We start from the raw sequence: 16866 nt of genomic DNA, 5'->3' as shown, positions 1-16866 counted from the left end.
TTAGGTTGTTCCTTCCGCCACGTGGTGTCGCGTTTGCGCCGCTAATCGAAACGCAGCGTTACGCGCGCCATAGCCGGCGTAAGCAGTTCGGCGCTCAACAATTTCAAAGAAAAAGCCGTTAAAAATGGGGCGACTGTAGATCTGAAAGTACTCGGCACCCGCCGCCTGATCGTAGAGTATGTTATCCCTGCGCATTTGGGCGATCAGGTCTTCACTTAACCCGAATGTCGCTTGCAGATCAGCGTAGTAGTTTTCTGGGATGGACAGGCTGGGAAAACCGGACTTCCGCAATTGGGCTGAGGTTTCAAATATGTCGTCCGACTGGAAGGCGATGTGCTGAACACCGGCACCAAAACCGTCTTCAAGGAATGAAGCCGCCAGTGTTCGACGCCCAACTGCACCATTCAGGTTTAAACGCACTTCGCCTTCGGGGCTTTCGATGGCTTGGCTTTGCACAACACCCAACGGGTCGGCAACGTTCACGATCGGGGATTTTGCCATCTCAAAAGTCGAGATGTAATAGAGCAGCCAGCTTTGCATCTCATCGTTACGCATCGTCTGTGCCAGATGGTCGATGCGGCGCAGACCGGCGGGCTGGATCGCTTTGGTCTTGGCGACTGGCTCGAACTCGATATCCCACACCCGATGCAGATCGGATTTCTCATCGATGAAATGGACAACATTGCCACCAACGCCCCGAATGGCCGGGATATCCAGTTCCCCTGTTCCCACCGGCTGTGAGAAATTCGGCGCGCCCAACGCGTTCGCGCGCTGAACCGTCTGATCCGCATCTTTGACACGCAACCCCATATCACAAACGGAAGGGCCGTGACCCAGGAAGGCCGAATGGGCAAAACCTTCCTTTTCGGTATTCACAACGATGTTGATCGCGCCTTGCCGCCACAGCTCGACGGACTTGGCGACGTGTTTTCGCTCCATTCGAAAACACATTGCTGACAGCATATCTGCCAGCTGCGCGCCGCTTGTTTCGTCGGCTGTAAATTCGACGAACTCAAAGCCTGACGCGTAAACGCGTTCCGGCAGGTTCGGGATGCCGAAATCGGTTCCCGGCTCGGTCCGCGACACCTCGTCCAGCAGATTGACCAGCGATCTGTAGCTGTCTCGGGCCAGTGTTCGACCACCCGGTTGCGGGGCCGCTTCGTTGACGCGCGCGATGGACCAGGGCCCCTTGTACCCGGCGCGGGACAACACCCGCACGAAGCCCGCAAGGTTCAGCGATCCCAGACCGGGCAAAAGCCCGAAGTGCCGCTTGAGCCTGCGGATATCCATCTCAAGCCGGGGTGCATCGGACAGTTGCAAATGGAACAACCGCTCTCCGGGAATGTCTCGAAGGCGGGCGGGTTTAGACCCGTCAGCGAGCGAGAAGAATGAGTTCAAAGCCAACCCCAGATGAGGGCTGTCGACAGCTTCAACGACGCCTAACGCCTGTTCATCCGAGTGAATAAGATCTGACCACGGCAAGCCCATATAGGCCAGACGCAATCCCATCTCTTTCGCGATCTGGGCCGCTTCGCCAAGATCTGCGACTACCTGTTCTTCGGTCGCAGCGGCATCGACCTCGAAGGCAGACCCGATAAGCAGTAATTCCGTTCCCAAATCGCTCATCAGGTCGAGTTTACGCTTCAGCCGATCAAAGGCGCGCTCCCGTCCGGCGTCGGCCTGGCCTTCAAGGTTATGGAAGGGTTGTAGCAGGCAAATCTTCAGGCCGAGATCTGATGCAATGTTCCGAATTTGCGATGGCGGCCCGTCAAAAGCGGTCAAATCCGGTTCGTGTAATTCGACACCTCCGAATCCCGCGTCAGCGATAGCACTCAGTTTTTCGGCCAGATCACCGGGGATCGACGTTGTCGAAACCGAGAGGCACATTATCCCTGATATCCAAACATACGCGGCAACCACAGGACCAGATCCGGCATCAGCATCATTATCACCAGGGCGAAGATGAGAACCGCGAGGAAGGCCCAGATTTCGGAGATGATTTCGCGCAGCGGAATGTCCGTCACGGCGTTGATCACAAAGAGTAGAATGCCATAAGGCGGAGTGATCAGGCCGATCATCGAGTTCACGACGACCAGCACTCCGAAATGCACCAGATCAATCCCAAGCGCTTCGCAGGTTGGAATGAACAGGGGCACAATCACGAGGATGATCGTTGTTGCGTCTAACACGCATCCCAACGCAAGGATCAGCAGGTTAACCAGGATCAGGAACACAATCGGGCTTACATCAGAACCCTCCAGCAGCGCCGAGATCGACTGAGGAATTTGCTCCTGAATGACGATGAAGTTCAGAATGAACGCGCCACCAATGACCACCCCGACGGCCGCGGAAGAGCGCGCGCTGTCGACGAACACTTGATAAAGGCCACGGAAGGTCAGTGCGCGGTAGAACAACGCTGCAAGTAGCAGGGCGTAGAACGCAGCCACGGCTGCAGCCTCGGTCGGAGTGGTGACGCCGCCATATATGCCGTACAGCAGGATTGCGGGCATCAGCAGTGCCGGAAACGCGTTGGCGGTTTTAGCCGGCAATTCGCGCAGTGGAACAGGTTCTTCCAATGCAAAGTTCCGCTTTCCGGCCAGATAGTAGTTCATCGCCATGAGGACGACGCCCATGATCAGGCCCGGCAGAATACCGGCCAGGAACAGCGACCCGATAGAGGCCTTGGAAACGAGCGCGTACAAAACCATCGGGATCGAGGGCGGAATGATCGGGCCAATCGTAGCCGACGCCGCCGTGATTGCGGCTGCGTAACCTCGGCTGTAGCGGCCATCCTTGGTCATCATCTCAATGATGATCTTGCCGATCCCCGCAGCATCCGCGACGGCCGAACCGGACATACCCGAAAAGATCAGAGACGCTACTACGTTTACGTGCCCGAGGCCGCCCTTGAAACGACCGACAGCAGCGACGCAGAAGTTCAACAGACGGTCCGTGATCGACCCAGCGTTCATGATATTCGCAGCGACGATGAACAAAGGCACGGCAAGCAGGATCGTGCTTTTGTAGAAGCCTTGCAGGATCTTCTCGCCCGCGAGGGCGACGTCCAGTCCGGCCGTGCCCAGGTACACTAATGAGGCCAAGAGGATGGAATAGCCGATAGGTGTCCCGATGCCTGCCAGAAGAAAGAGAGCGAGCAGGCAGGAAAGAAGTTCAAAACTCATTTCTTAACTTCCTCGTCCTCATCGACGTCGACACGGGGATGGTCGTCAACCACGTTGTACCCGACGACCAGTTCCAACTCTGTCTTTGGTGGGCCATTGCGCATGACGTCGAAGAATAGCCATGCGTATCGCGCTGCGACGACCAGCATGAATACCGCGTAAATCGAGAATACTGTGCGCAACGGGATCTTCTCGCCGGAGAACGGATTGCGGACAGTCGATGTTTTGCGGATTTTCATCCAATCGATGTAGTCCCACGTCGGAAGGAAGCTGTAGAGCATACCGACCACAATCGCTGCGGCCGCCAGCATCGCAAAGACCTGCCGCACGCGCATCGGCACCGAAAGGTAGATGATGTCGAACTTCACGTGATCACGTTCACGCACTATGAAAGCGCAACTGAAGAAGATCACCCAGACCCACAAGATACCGATCAGTTCCAGGGTCCATCCTGCGGGGGTAAAGAAATACCGCAGCAGGATTTGTAAAAGGAATATCAGGAAGATTGCCGCCAGCATCCCGCCGGCAATCGCTTCGGTCAGTCGGGAGAACCCCTTGATGAAGGCTTTCATTGTGGTTCTCCCTCCCTTCGCTACTCAGATTTAGTTGCCCAGAGTGTTGATCTGCTCGAGCACGCCTTCCGGCCAAGCGCCCGCAAATTCGCTGTCCAGGTACATCGATTGTACCTGATCGCGGAACGCGGCGAGGTCGGGTTCGTAGATTTCCATGCCCTGTTCTTTGAGGAAACTGACCAGATCTTCTTCTTTTTGCAGCTGCTTCTGGCGACCCGATTCAGCGGCTGCGTCAGCAGCCTCCTGCACCTTGGCCTGTTGTTCGGGGGTCAGCCCATCCCAAACCTGTTTGCCAATGGCGATATAGTTCAAATCAACCAAGTGCGATGTCAGTACGATCTGATTGGTCACTTCGTAGAATTTGGCATCAACCACGGTCGGCAGCGGATTGTCCTGACCGTCAACGGCACCGGTCGACAATGCCGTATAGACTTCAGAGAATGCCATTGGTGTCGGGGCAGCACCCAGTGCCTTGCCAAGGAACTGCCACGCATCGGTGCCCGGCATCCGCAGGTTTACACCTTCCAGATCGGCGGGCGTCGCAATTGTCAGCTCATCCTTTGGCTGGCGCAGGTTCACCTGACGTCGGCCGAGATACATGACTGACAGGAGTTTGACGCCCAGTTCCTCTTCGGCCTTTTGCTTGAAGGCATCCATCAAGGGGTCGTTGAAAACGGCCACCTGATGCGCCGCGTCCTGATGCACGTAGCCTGCGGTAAAGATCGAAAACTCGGGGAAGAACTGTGCCAGTTCCTGCGCCGAAGTGATCGACATTTCCAAGTTGCCTCGGCTGAGGGCGTCCAACTCGGTGCCCTGAGCGAAGATGGTACCGTTATAGCTGGGTTCATAGCTTGCGAAATCGGCGACCATGGGCGCGAAAACCTCGGCCATTGCGACCGAACGCTGATCGGTCTCCGATCCTGATGTTGCGAGGCGTAGTTGTACTTTGTCTTCTGCCAGCGCACCACTTGTTGCGCTAAACAGAACACCGGTTGCGACCAGGGCTGATACAGCAGCCCGGCGGGTAAGTTTGGTAATCACTTTGCTCCTCCCTGAGACATCATGATGCTTCTTTTTTGCGATTCAGAGTTTTGACCTATTTTGGACATTTTGCAAGATGTTTTGCAAAATATCAGATATTTTTCATTACCTGCAATCTCTGTTGCTGCGTTTCCTGAAGGTTTCTTATCCTGACAGTCTCGCCAGTTCTGCAAGAATTCTGAATAGCTTCAATAACTTGAAGCGTTCTGAACCCTTCCCATCCAGACACAATCGGCACTGCTTCGTGCCGAGCTACTTCAACAAAGTGCCTGAGCTGATTGACCAGAGGGTCAGACGCACCCTTCTTCAGCGCGGTCGATGAAATAGGTGTCCACCAGTCCCTTTGCTCACTCTGGTAACTCCACAATCGAAGATCGGGAACAGACAACGAACCATGAGAGCCACCTATCATATAGCTACTCTCAGTGATTGAAGGATAGATTGGATACTCTTGAGACGTCATTTCCCAGCTCCATGGAGCAACGATGCTGTCGGACACACTTATGGTCCCTATCGCTCCGCTTTCGAACGTCAATAGAGCACCGGCAACATCTTCGTTGTCGTAACCCCGCTGCGATGCAGCCGACTGAGCCTGTACGGTCATGACTTCTCCGGCCAGGTACCGCAGCAGATCCACATCGTGGACAAGATTTACCGAGATGGGCCCTGCACCGGGTTTCTTTCTCCAAGGCGCAGCATCAAAATACTCGTCTGGTTTATAGAACCAGCAATTCGCATGGACAGCGCGCACATCTCCAATCTTCCCATCGGCAATGGCTTCCTTAGCCGACCGGATCAGAGGATTGTGTCGACGATGATGTCCGACCATCAGTGGCACATTGGCCTTCTCCGCTGCTTGAACAAGCTCAAGTGCAGCGGTGGCTTCTACGGCGATCGGTTTTTCGACAAGTACGGGACACCCATTTCGAACACACGTGAGGCCTTGTTCGACATGAAGTGTGGTCGGGGTCGCAAGAACAGCTCCGTCCGGAGTTTGATTTGCAAACATTTCCTCGAGGGTCCCGTAACATGCGACCCCGTGCTCAACGGCGTAGGCACGACCTTCATCGCCGGGGTCGACCACCGCGACGAGATCAACATGGCGCAACGCTCGGATAGCGTCTGCGTGGCGGCGTCCAACAAGACCAATGCCGACAATGGCAATGCGAAAATTCTTAGACACTTTGCTTCCTTCCGGAGGGTCCGGAAAATCCCGAAACCGATGATTGCGATCGGGCTGCTTTGCCCAACTTGGCCACGACCGTATTGGGGTTTTCGCGATTCCGCAATAATGTATGATATTTTTATTTTTACCATACATCAGTTTGGATTGCTGATGTCTCTGAAAAATGCTAATTGAACGAGGAAACTGATAATATCGGGTGAAACGCATGGCGAAACAGCCGTCTACGATAGGTGCAAGTACCTATCAGCGCATCAAGCGGGACATCATCTTCGGGGAGTTGCAGCCTGGCTCCAAACTGAAGCTGGACGCCTTGAAGGAACGCTACTCGGCAAGCCTTTCGACACTTCGTGAAACGCTGAACAGGCTCGCCAGCGACGGATTTGTCGAAGCTCCTGAGCAACGGGGGTTCCTGGTTACACCGGTCTCCCGTGAAGACCTGATCGAGATATCAGAGCTGCGTGTCCTGTTGGAATGCCACGCGTTGGAGTTATCCATCGAGAATGGTGACACGGATTGGGAGGGGAACCTCGTCGCCGCGCATCATAAGCTGCATTTGATGGAGCAGCGGCTTCTCAAAGGAGATGACTCTGAGAAAGAAACCTGGAAGAGGTACGACTCGGAGTTTCATCAAGCAATGATAGCAGCCTGCAACTCCAAGAATCTTCTATCCCTTCACTCAATCATCTATGACAAATATCTTCGCTACCAGATGCTCGTACTGACCTATCGAGGTGAGGTAGCAGCCAAAGAACACAAACACATGTTCGATGCCGCATTGGCCAGAGACGCGAATATGGCCAAGAAACTGTTGGAAGATCACATCCGAAACGGCCTCACCCACACGTTAGAGGCTATGTAAGGCGGCATGCTGATTGCGTGCTTCGACGTCTTCAGGTCGATTTGGCAGGGAATAACTCATAATTCTACATCTAAATCGAGAAGTTTGTGAACGGCCCAAAGCGGACCTTCACGCGTCGGGCAGTGAAGGTCCGAATTAGCAATATTAAACTCGGTCTGGTGCAAGAAGCCGCCAGTGAGGGGCTGCCTTTTGAGCTCACCCAACGCAACTTAAACCTACGGTCATGAGTCAAATATCAGGAACACATAGGTCATAAAGGCGGCCAGATGCACGACACCCTGAAGCGCGTTGGTGCGGGTTCCGACAAAGGTCAGGATGCTGATCCCTATTGTCAGGGCCAGGAGGACGATTTCCGCGCCGCCGAGCCCAAGTTCGATGGGAAGCGCAACAAAATGTGCCGCGATCAGCACAGCGGGCACTGTTAGGCCAATGGTTGCCAAAGCCGACCCCAGACAGATGTTCACGGCCCGTTGCAGTTTGTTGGCCCGCGCAGCGTCCAGCGCGGCGAGGGCTTCGGGTGTCAGGATCATGGCGGCAACCAGAAAGCCACCCAACGCGACAGGTGCGCCAAATTCCAGCAATTTGAAATCGACAAACAGTGCCAGTTTTTTGGACATCAAAACCAGGGGCAACATCGCCAGCACCAACCAAAGAACATGGAAACCGATGCTTTTGGTTTCCAGATGATGCGCATCCGAGCCACCGGTTGTTGGCAGGTCTTCCTCAGGCTGTCGAAAAATCTCGGGTTTGCCGGCGGTTTGATAGACGAGGAAAATCCCATAGAGCACCACGGACATGGCGATCATGAAGACAGTTTGCAGAGCCGACAGACCACCGCCCGGGGCGGAAGTGGTGAAGCTTGGCAAGACGAGGCTGACGATGGCCACTGGCAACAGCACCACAAGGTAGGCATTAGCACCCGAGAGGTTGAACACCTGCAGCCCGTGCCGCAGCCCCCCAATCAGCAGGCTGAGACCAACCAATCCGTTCATGACAATCATCAACACGGAAAACATAGTGTCCCGAGCCAGTGTCGGGTTGTTGTCTCCGGTCAGCATAACAGCTGTGATCAGAGCCACTTCGATGCCGATCACCGACAATGTCAGGATCAATGTGCCATAAGGCTCGCCAAAGATGACGGCCAAGCACTCGGCGTGGTGCACCACGCGGAAGACCGCGGACAGCATCACCCCAAAAATACCGCCCAGCAGTAGCCAGGACATGCTGGAACCCATGGCCGTTGGCTTGATGAGGTCGCCGGCGAAGGTCATGGCAACAAATACGAGCCAGATGAGTAGAGTGGCTTTTTCTGCGCGAAAGAGGTTTGTGGAGGTGGTGGTCTCCTACCTTACCGTTTCTGGGTGGGGACGGATTTGAGGCTGGTGGTTTCGGTCGCCTTAAAGTGGGTTTGTTCCGCTCTGGCAGCCGGGGCCACTGTTTTGATCCTGAAAGCGGAGAAGCCCGCGAAGACGGCCATCGCAAGTACAAGAATCCAGCCCATGACCGCATCGCCAAATACCGCCGAAAGCGCGCTGGTCATGAGAGGGCCTGCAATGCCGCCGATAGTGAAGACAAACAGCATTGTGACAGCACTGGACGCGACATAGACGGGCACAGTGCGGTCCATCGCGTGAGCCAAAAGCAGCGAGTAGAGGGTGAGCATCGATCCGCCCAGGAGGATCAATCCGGCGAGCATTGCAATGTAAAGTGGTGTGCCCACGATGGCTGAGTAGCGCGCACCGTCGCCAGTGGCGAAAGTGGCGAAGGCCGCAAGGGCGCCGGTTGCGACTGTCGCCGTCACTACAATGACGCGGCGCCGATCCATGCGGTCTGACACAAATCCAAGCGGATAGAGAAACAGGATACGCCCGACGTAAATAGCAGCGATGCCAATAGCCACATCCGTGGCATCAATGCCAATGACAGCCGCCCGATACGGCACAACATTCATGAACACTGTGGACACGATACCAACGGTGAGCGCGCCGAGAGCGGCAGTGGGCGCGTCTTGAAACAGCGCCTTGAAGCGTACATTCGCCCGTTCTTTGCCCTCGGGCGGCGTGCTGGGCGTCGCGGCGATCACCACAATTGCCAGACAGTAGAGCAAGGACATCAGCACAAAAGACTGGTTCAGGTCGTCGGGTGTAACGATTACGAGAACCTGACTGAGAACCGACATCAACCCGAGGACAATGGCAAACACGGCAAGCAATCGGCCCCGCGATTTTTCGTCGACGGTTTCGCTGATCCAGGCGTCACCGATGGCAAAAAGGCCCGCGGTTGCAACGCCGGTCATCAGGCGCACGATTAGCAGCGTGGGCTCGTTTTCAGTCACGGAAAAAAGCAGGGCGGCAGCGGTGCATATGGCCGCCCCCGCAGAAAATGCACGAATATGTCCAATGCTGGTGATCCAGCCTGCAATGTAGAAACAGCCGATCAGGAATCCCAACGAGTAAGCAGCGGGCGCCAGCGCAGCGATTTCCTGAGACGCGCCGGTTTGGGCAAAATAGAGCGCGACGATGGTGCCCGATGCCGCAGTCACCAGCTGTATCGCCGCGACCGCGATAAACAGGTATTTCAGGGTGTGGATTTGATCGCTGAACCGGGCCATGGAACTGCTCCAGGAAAGAGAGGAAAAGTGAGGCGCGCCTGACGCGCGACCTGCTTTAGTTTGGAAAGCTAACTTTGACTTCGACGTTCAAGCCGGGAATAAGGCCGCGCTCAAGATTTGGGATTTCCGCCCAGATGCGCAGGGTTTCGTTCGCGGCCAGCACGCTTTCAGCAAAAAGCACGCGGCCACCCTGTGCCAGTGGCTGAACGTCACCTGGCAAATGCAAGTCGACCTGAAAGCGCTCCATCAGAGCACTCAGGCCCTCTGGCGTCGACTGGTCCAGCGCGATCAGGGATTTGTACGGCATTCCGTACACGACTCGGACCGTGTCTGTGTGCACAATCTGCGCCAGCGCTTGACCGTTTTCTGTGTCCAGATAGGTGCCCACCTGTTTGCGGGCGAGCCCAATTTGCCCCGAAATCGGCGCCCTGATCTGTGTCGAAGCCAGCTCAAGCTCTGCCAATGCACGGTGCACCTGCGCCTCTTGCAACGCCACCTTGGCCAGTATCAGCCGGTCCATAGCGTCTTGAACGGCCTGTTCGGAAACCACATCGCGCGTGCCAAGTTTCGCCTGCCGTCGCGCCTCGGCCTCCGCTGTTGCCAATTCGGCCTCACGACGGTTTTCGACCGCACGGCTTGCGGCGAGCTTTTGTTCGTAAGCCGGGGCCGCAATTTCAAACAGCAATTGGCCTTTCTCCACCGTATCGCCCGGCTTGAAATGCACCGCCGCGAGGATGCCGCGCACCGAATTGGCCACAAGGGCGCTCTCACTGGCCTCTATCCGTCCGGCAAATGTCTCTGCGGCGAGCATGTTGGTGAAGTCTTTCACAGGCTCTGCGTGGGCACTGTGTGTCATCAGAAGACCCAACAGCAGAAGTGGGAGTTTTGCAAAACCAGTCATGGTTAGTCACTCAGATGCAGGTCAAAGAAGGTGTTGAGCTCACGCCAAGCGTCATGAGTCTCTGGCGCGTTCACGAAGAAACCTGCCATGTAGTCGCCGTGTGACTGGCCGTCGTAGACATGCAGATCGGCGGCAACCCCGGCGGCGCGCAGGGCGCGGTGCATGCGCACCGTGTCGCTTAGCAACAGGTCGCGTGTGCCGGTCAGAAGAACCGTCGGCGGTAGGTTGTCCAGATTGGCATAGATCGGGGACAGTCGCGGATCGGTGCGGTCGGTACCGTCCGCATAAATGTCAAACGTGCCTTCAATCACACCCTCGCGGGCGCCAAGCGGATCAAGACCCTGCAACGTGATCCAGCTGTCCGACGTCTGCGCCAGATCCACAGCGGGCGTGCCTGCCATAATGGCTCCAGGCAAAGGGGTGCCCATGTCGCGCAGTTGTAAAACCGTCGACAACACCAGGTTGCCCCCCGCAGATGTGCCAAACATCGCAACTTTGGCTGGATCATGGTCCTTGATAACTTGCTGCCACACGGCGATCACATCATCTGTTGCAGCAGGAAACGGATGCAGCGGTGGGCGGCGATAGTCGACAGACACCACCTCAACACCCAAACCATGCGCCATCCAGATCGCTTCGGCCATGGCGGCCTCACCACCATTAAAAACGAAGGCCCCGCCGTGCACATGCACAAAAACGGTGTCCGCCCACCGGGGATCAATGGTGATTGGCGTGACACGGTAGGTGGTCACCCCCGCCACGTTCTCGATGGCGAATTGAGCGCCGGTCATCTCAAGCAAACGTGCGACCCCTTGCAGGGAGGCAGCGTCAAACTCAGCTTGCAACGCAAGCCATTGCTCGGTGGAGGATGGCGTATCGGCATGCGCACCAACTTGACGGCTTTCGATGAGCCCAGCCAATTCCGGGGACACGCCCGCAGGAACCGGTGCGGTCCGCGCCGCCATTGGCAGACCTTCAATCACGGGTTTTGCGCTGTCTGCGGTGGCGGCCGCAGGCACCGAAAGAGCCGCAATCAGTGCGCTTGTCAGAACAACTTTCAGGACGGAACGGCGTTTCATATTTGGTCTCCAACTTTCAGTTTGGGTTGTTCGTTTCGCTAAACTGAAGGTAATTTGCGGGGGGAGGCCACGCCACTTCCAAAAGTGATCATTTCACGACAAACTATCCGTCATGGACACGGTTTTGCAAAGCACCTTGGCGTTTCGCCCCGCGCTACAAGGGCTTGACCAAATTGCATCGCCGCGGGTGTCCGAACATGCGCTGAAGGAAGCCGGGCTGACACGAGCAGTAATGGAAGACCCGACGGTGTTCCTCCCCTATCGACTTCAGGCGCGGTTCATGCAAGCCGCCAGCCTGAAGATCTCCGAAAAACACATCGGTGCCTATATCACGCAAGACTTCCATTACGCCTCCTTTGGGGCCTACGCAGACTATGTGCTCGGTGCGCCGAAACTGGATGTGGCCCTGGTGCGGGCCGAAAAAATCCTGCCGTTCCTGCAACGGGGGTCAGTTATGCGCACCCGCGTGGTTGGCGATCATTTTGTGCTTGGGTTTGATGCCATGCTCGGCGGAATCGCCGGGGCAAATTTGATCGATCAGGACCTACCGTTTGTGCTGCAGTCTGTGGTGCGCGAGTTCTGTGGACGCCGCTGGCGGCCGAGCTGGGTTGAGATGCCAGAGTTGCACCGAGGCACCGAAACCGCGCTGCAGTACATCTATAATGCAGAGGTGCGTGTGGGGGGATCCGCCGCCAGCATTGCGATCCCTCTGTCAGAAATCGAAACCCCTAATCCGCGGACAACCGATGAGAGGCTGGCGATGACGTTGGCAGGCATCCGCGATGTGCGGTCGCGGCAAACGCCCTCAACCACCAAAGAGGTGGTTGGGAACGCCTTGCGCACGCAACTCGCCATGGGGCACGCCGACATCGAAACGGTGGCGGCCACATTGGGTGTCAGCGTACGCAAGCTGCAACGGCAACTCACTGCGGAGAACACCAGTTTCAAAGAGATCCGTGTGGCTGAACAGACAGATCGAGCCAGGTCGCTGCTGTCGGGCACTGACCTTTCTGTCGCGGAGGTTGCCTTCAATCTTGGTTTCAGCGAGGTCAACAGCTTCCGCCGCACATTTGCCAGCTGGTTTGGAATTTCACCATCTAAGTTTCGCAAATTGAGCGGTACGTAGGTAGCAAGGCCTCAATGGAGCGGACACTGGCGCAATGCACAGCGAAGGTTCAGTTTCCGTCCGATCCCGCGCAAGTCGTATGACCGGCGAACTCGCTAACGTCCAAAATGTCAAAAGCAGAACAGTGAGGCACAATACTGGACTCAAACCAATTTCCGAACACTACCCATTGGCCACATTTCCTTTATTTTGTTAATTTTCAATATGTTGACAAAAAATCCTACCACCCCAGCCATAAATTTCCTTTTACCGTCTGATACAAATCGCAGCTCGTCCGGCTAGAAATCCATCGCTTGTCAGGTGGGATCACGATTTCGTTCGTCACAGGCCGTTTTGTGCCGCCGTTTCGGCGGAAAACCCTGACCTCAGGTGACAGATGTTGGACAGCCGAGCACGGATGAAAAGGATGCCGCGTTTTCAGGCGGCAAAGCTCCGCCGTATTAGGCCTGCTCCGTACAACCAATTAACTAACATCGTCAGGTTAAGCTACCTTAGGTTGTGCTGAGGCGAGTCGCATATCGACCCGCCATCCATTCACCAGATCAAAAAGCGAGGCTCACATGGTTACTACATTGGCTGCGGGTGATATTGCGTTTACTGGGTTCAATTCCGACAACCCCGACGAGTTCACATTTGTTGCTTTGACCGACATCGAGGCAGGAACTGAGATCAAATTCACTGATAACGGTTGGTTTGCAGCCGGCGGATTCCGCAGCAGTGAGGGTATATTCGTCTGGACGGCACCTGCGAACATCGCTGCGGGTACAGTTATAAACCCCGCATTTACCGGGCCAAACTTTTCGGCCAGCGGCGATCAGATCCACGCGTATCAGGGTGACGACGACACGCCCAGTTTTGTCGCATCGGTTCATTTCAATGAAGACGGATATGAGGCTGACGCAACATCGTCGAATACGTCTGCACTGCCCTCGGGGCTGACAGTCGGCACCAGCGCAATCGCCCTCACCGAAACCGATAACGGTGTTTATTCCGGCCCGCTTACCGGTACCAAAGCTGAATTGCAGGCCGCCATTAACGATCCCGCCAACTGGACGACCGACAATTCCAGAATTGAAGATGTTGAGCCTGCAGGCTTTAAGGTCACGGATGCCGCGCCTTCACCATCGGTCATCATAAATGATCTGGACCTGGCGGCCGATGAAGGGGGCATGGCGGATAGTTATGAAGTCACGTTGTCTGTCGCGCCCGAGCAACCCGTCACGATCACCATAGCCGCAGGAGCTGATCTTGACGTTGCACCAACCGAATTGGTTTTTGACGCGACCAATTTTGATCAGCCACAACAGGTCATAGTCACGGCCGTTGACGACGATCTGCCCGAAGCAGCCGAGGTCGCGGACATTCAGCACACGGTAACCTCGGGCGATCCCGCCTTTGACGGTATTCTGGCCCCTGTTGTCGAGGTATCCATCTCGGCCAGCGACATCGAAATAGTGTCAATCTATGAAATCCAGGGCTCAGGCCATGTGTCTGAATTTGTTCTGGCAGATGGACAAACGGTTGCCGAATTCTTCGAGGACTTGCCTGCCGGCCCATCAAACGTTCTGGGCGATATGGTTTCAACCAGTGGCATCGTCACTGCGGTAGATTCCAACGGATTCTATCTTCAGGATCCGGAAGGCGACGGAAACGATGCGACCTCAGACGCGATTTTCGTGTTCACCGGATCAAGCCCTATAGTGTCAGTAGGTGACGCCATTTCCGTGGGCGGAACCGTTGCCGAGTTCTTTCCCGGCGGCACAGGCAGTGGCAACCTACCGACCACCCAACTGACCAATGTTTTTAATCTTGAGGTGCAGTCATCGGGCAATGATTTGCCCGAGGCGGTTTTGATTGGCAATGATCCGGGTGAGCGGGCGGTGCCCAATCAAAGCATCGACGATGATGCGTTTGCCTCATTCGATCCAACCCAGGATGGCATCGACTTCTTCGAAAGCTTGGAAGGGATGCGCGTGACTGCAACGGATTTGCAAGCCGTCAGCGGAACCAGCCGGTTCGGTGAAATCTTTGCGGTTGCCGATCAGGGCAGTGGCGCAACTGGTCTTTCAGAGCGCGGAACGCTCAATATCTCACCAGACGACTTCAATCCTGAGAAAATCCAGATCGACGAAGACAGTGGGATTTTCGATTTCGACTTTCCCACAGTGAATGTCGGCGATCACCTTGGCGACGTCACGGGTGTTGTGGGCTATAGTTTCGGAAATTACGAAATCCTGCCGACCGAGGATTTTACACCGAATATCCAGTCAGCCGGGTTGGAACAGGAAACGACCACCCTCGCCAGTTCAAGCAACGAGCTGACGATTGCCACATACAATGTTCTTAACCTCGACCCCAATGATGGCGACGGCGATCAGGACGTTGCCGACGGTCGGTTTGCCGCCATTGCCGAGCAGATCACCAATAACCTCAACAGCCCAGACATCATTGGTCTGCAAGAGGTGCAGGACAATTCGGGCTCGGACGATGACGGAACAGTCTCGGCGTCCGAAACCCTGGCGGAACTGGCCGCGGCTATCCTGGCGGCAGGTGGTCCGGCTTATGAGGTGATCGACAACACCTTTATCGGGGACGGAACATCCGGGGGTCAGCCCGGCGGCAACATCCGAACCGCCTTTCTCTACAATCCTGATCGTGTCTCGTTAGTGGAAGGATCCGTGCAGACCATCAGTGGGCAAGGTGAAGGCGAGGCATTTGAGGGCGCACGTTTGCCATTGGTCGCTGATTTTGTCTTCAACGGTGAAACCGTCACGGTGGTCAATAACCACTTTTCATCAAAAGGTGGTTCCGCGCCCATTCTGGGAACCGAACAGGACTTTGCCGCTCGCCAAGAAGACGTTGATGTGAACGGCAGTCTGGATGAGCGCCAGGCCCAGAGCCAGGCCGTTCAGGATTTCGTCAACGGGCTGGGTGATGGCGCCAATGCTGTTGTGTTGGGTGACTTCAACGAGTTTGAATTTGTCTCACCCGTAGCTGACCTTGAGGCCAATACCGACCTCGTCAACCTTACAAACGATATCCCGGAAGACGAACGCTATAGCTTTGAGTTTCAGGGCAACAGCCAGTCGTTGGATCATATTCTGGTGTCCGAGGATCTGCATTCCGGCGCACAGGTTGACATCGTCCACGTCAATTCAGAGTTCGCCGCAACCAGCGGGCGCGCCTCGGATCACGATCCCATGGTGGCAAGCCTGTTCATTCCAGAAACCCAGAGTTTGGCGGTTGAGTTCGAGGCCGGTCGCTGGTTCAAAACCAAAGCCTTTGAGAGCATCGATGGCGAAGTCGTGGATGTCGACAAGCTCGGTCCGGTTCGGAACAGCCTGACGTTTTCGGATGTGGGTATCAAGGTAGATGCGGTCGATCCGACCGATTTTGAACTGGTCGCGATCAAGCATGGGGCGATTGGCGTGTTCTCATTCGACGACTCGTTGTTTAGCCGCGATGCTGCATCGGTTGACGGTGACGAAAGCCTCAGAATTGCGTTGGAGGACACGGACCTAGAAGCGGTGGAATTCATCTTCAGCTTTGGCGACAGTCACGGCAGCGGTGAAGTCGAGGTTGCCTTCTATGATGACGGTGTTCTTGTCGGCACCATGGTGGCGGATGCCGACGACGGTGATTTCTCGGGCTCACTCGGGCGCACAACCTTTGATGCGGTAGAGCTGTCAGCGATCGACGACACTATGTTTACAGTCGACGAATTCTCGTTCGAGGTGATCGACCAAAACTTGATTGCGTAAGACAATGCCACACGGGGTCACCCCTGTACCACCGTGTGGCATACCACTGCCGGATCCAACCGCATCGCGAACACCAAAGAACTCGAACAGAGAATTTTAGCCTAAGTGATTTAGTGAACGTGGTGGGTTGCAAAAAAAAGCCTGGCTGCTGAACCGTGCAGGTTTGATCCCATCTGACGACCTGTAAGAACTCCATCCGCAGCTTTGTTATGGCTACCGGCCATTCACGCCTTGCACAGCATTGATCAAAATGGGCTCAAAGCGACCCCATGCCGTGTTGATCAATGTTCTCAAGGCGACGACGCGAACCGACGTTAGCTTGATGTCTTTTCTCAAAACCTTGACGTGCAATCGCAATAAACCTGAGCCGCAGAATGCCAAATTGAATGCACACAAAGCGTTTCAAGCACGCTCAACCGAAAGGGACCAAGAAATGAAAAAAGTAATAATTGCATCTGCTACCGTGTTCGCACTGATCGTAAGTGCTGGAATGTCCTCGGCGCACCCGTTGGGTGACATCGACCAACAAACCGTAAATCTGTCCGGCC

The 16866-nt window shown here is 55.5% G+C and carries 12 protein-coding genes; 3 read left to right on the top strand and 9 right to left on the bottom strand.

Annotated features, from left to right (window positions below):
- The 5 genes from AC2FD9_RS04760 to AC2FD9_RS04740 all read right to left on the bottom strand — a co-directional run bounded on the left by AC2FD9_RS04760 (position 1) and on the right by AC2FD9_RS04740 (position 6188).
- A complete protein-coding gene (locus tag AC2FD9_RS04760) occupies positions 1-1887 on the bottom strand; it encodes a bifunctional sugar phosphate isomerase/epimerase/4-hydroxyphenylpyruvate dioxygenase family protein (protein ID WP_282118919.1) in 1887 nt (628 codons plus the stop codon).
- Complete coding sequence (locus AC2FD9_RS04755; RefSeq protein WP_170328647.1) at positions 1887-3182, bottom strand: TRAP transporter large permease; 1296 nt, start codon at positions 3180-3182, stop codon at positions 1887-1889. Before AC2FD9_RS04755 ends, AC2FD9_RS04760 begins: the two co-directional genes overlap by 1 nt.
- On the bottom strand, positions 3179-3754 hold the full coding sequence (locus tag AC2FD9_RS04750) for a TRAP transporter small permease (protein WP_496835652.1): 576 nt from the start codon (positions 3752-3754) through the stop codon (positions 3179-3181). Before AC2FD9_RS04750 ends, AC2FD9_RS04755 begins: the two co-directional genes overlap by 4 nt.
- 30 nt (positions 3755-3784) lie before the next feature.
- The gene (locus tag AC2FD9_RS04745) at positions 3785-4795 is read right to left on the bottom strand and encodes a sialic acid TRAP transporter substrate-binding protein SiaP (protein WP_282118917.1); all 1011 of its coding nucleotides are present in this window, start codon (positions 4793-4795) and stop codon (positions 3785-3787) included.
- 91 nt (positions 4796-4886) lie between these two features.
- On the bottom strand, positions 4887-6188 hold the full coding sequence (locus AC2FD9_RS04740) for a Gfo/Idh/MocA family protein (protein WP_496835650.1): 1302 nt from the start codon (positions 6186-6188) through the stop codon (positions 4887-4889).
- Between AC2FD9_RS04740 and AC2FD9_RS04735 the strand changes: the two genes are divergently transcribed.
- Complete coding sequence (locus AC2FD9_RS04735; protein ID WP_170385853.1) at positions 6187-6840, top strand: GntR family transcriptional regulator; 654 nt, start codon at positions 6187-6189, stop codon at positions 6838-6840. The genes AC2FD9_RS04740 and AC2FD9_RS04735 overlap by 2 nt on opposite strands.
- A gap of 221 nt (positions 6841-7061) precedes the next feature.
- Here the strand turns inward: AC2FD9_RS04735 and AC2FD9_RS04730 are convergent, their stop codons facing one another.
- From AC2FD9_RS04730 to AC2FD9_RS04715, 4 genes are all read right to left on the bottom strand, one after another.
- Positions 7062-8063, bottom strand: a complete 1002-nt coding sequence (locus AC2FD9_RS04730) for a calcium:cation antiporter (RefSeq protein ID WP_282118915.1) — start codon at positions 8061-8063, stop codon at positions 7062-7064.
- A 125-nt stretch (positions 8064-8188) separates the two neighbouring features.
- A complete protein-coding gene (locus AC2FD9_RS04725) occupies positions 8189-9451 on the bottom strand; it encodes an MFS transporter (protein ID WP_496835647.1) in 1263 nt (420 codons plus the stop codon).
- A gap of 55 nt (positions 9452-9506) precedes the next feature.
- A complete protein-coding gene (locus tag AC2FD9_RS04720) occupies positions 9507-10307 on the bottom strand; it encodes an efflux RND transporter periplasmic adaptor subunit (protein WP_496835645.1) in 801 nt (266 codons plus the stop codon).
- Positions 10308-10354: 47 nt separating this feature from the next.
- Positions 10355-11431: an alpha/beta hydrolase gene (locus AC2FD9_RS04715; protein WP_496835643.1), complete on the bottom strand. Its 1077-nt coding sequence runs from the start codon at positions 11429-11431 to the stop codon at positions 10355-10357.
- A 112-nt stretch (positions 11432-11543) separates the two neighbouring features.
- On the opposite strand from AC2FD9_RS04715, the gene AC2FD9_RS04710 reads away from it, so the two are divergent.
- Both AC2FD9_RS04710 and AC2FD9_RS04705 read left to right on the top strand, forming a co-directional pair.
- Positions 11544-12557, top strand: a complete 1014-nt coding sequence (locus AC2FD9_RS04710) for a helix-turn-helix transcriptional regulator (RefSeq protein WP_496835641.1) — start codon at positions 11544-11546, stop codon at positions 12555-12557.
- Between the two features lie 560 nt (positions 12558-13117).
- Positions 13118-16318: a DUF8508 domain-containing protein gene (locus AC2FD9_RS04705; RefSeq protein ID WP_496835640.1), complete on the top strand. Its 3201-nt coding sequence runs from the start codon at positions 13118-13120 to the stop codon at positions 16316-16318.
- The last annotated feature ends 548 nt before the right edge of the window (positions 16319-16866 follow it).

The sequence above is a fragment of the Ruegeria sp. YTSC230 genome, from assembly GCF_059609665.1.
This window is presented reverse-complemented; position numbering and strand designations above follow the sequence as displayed.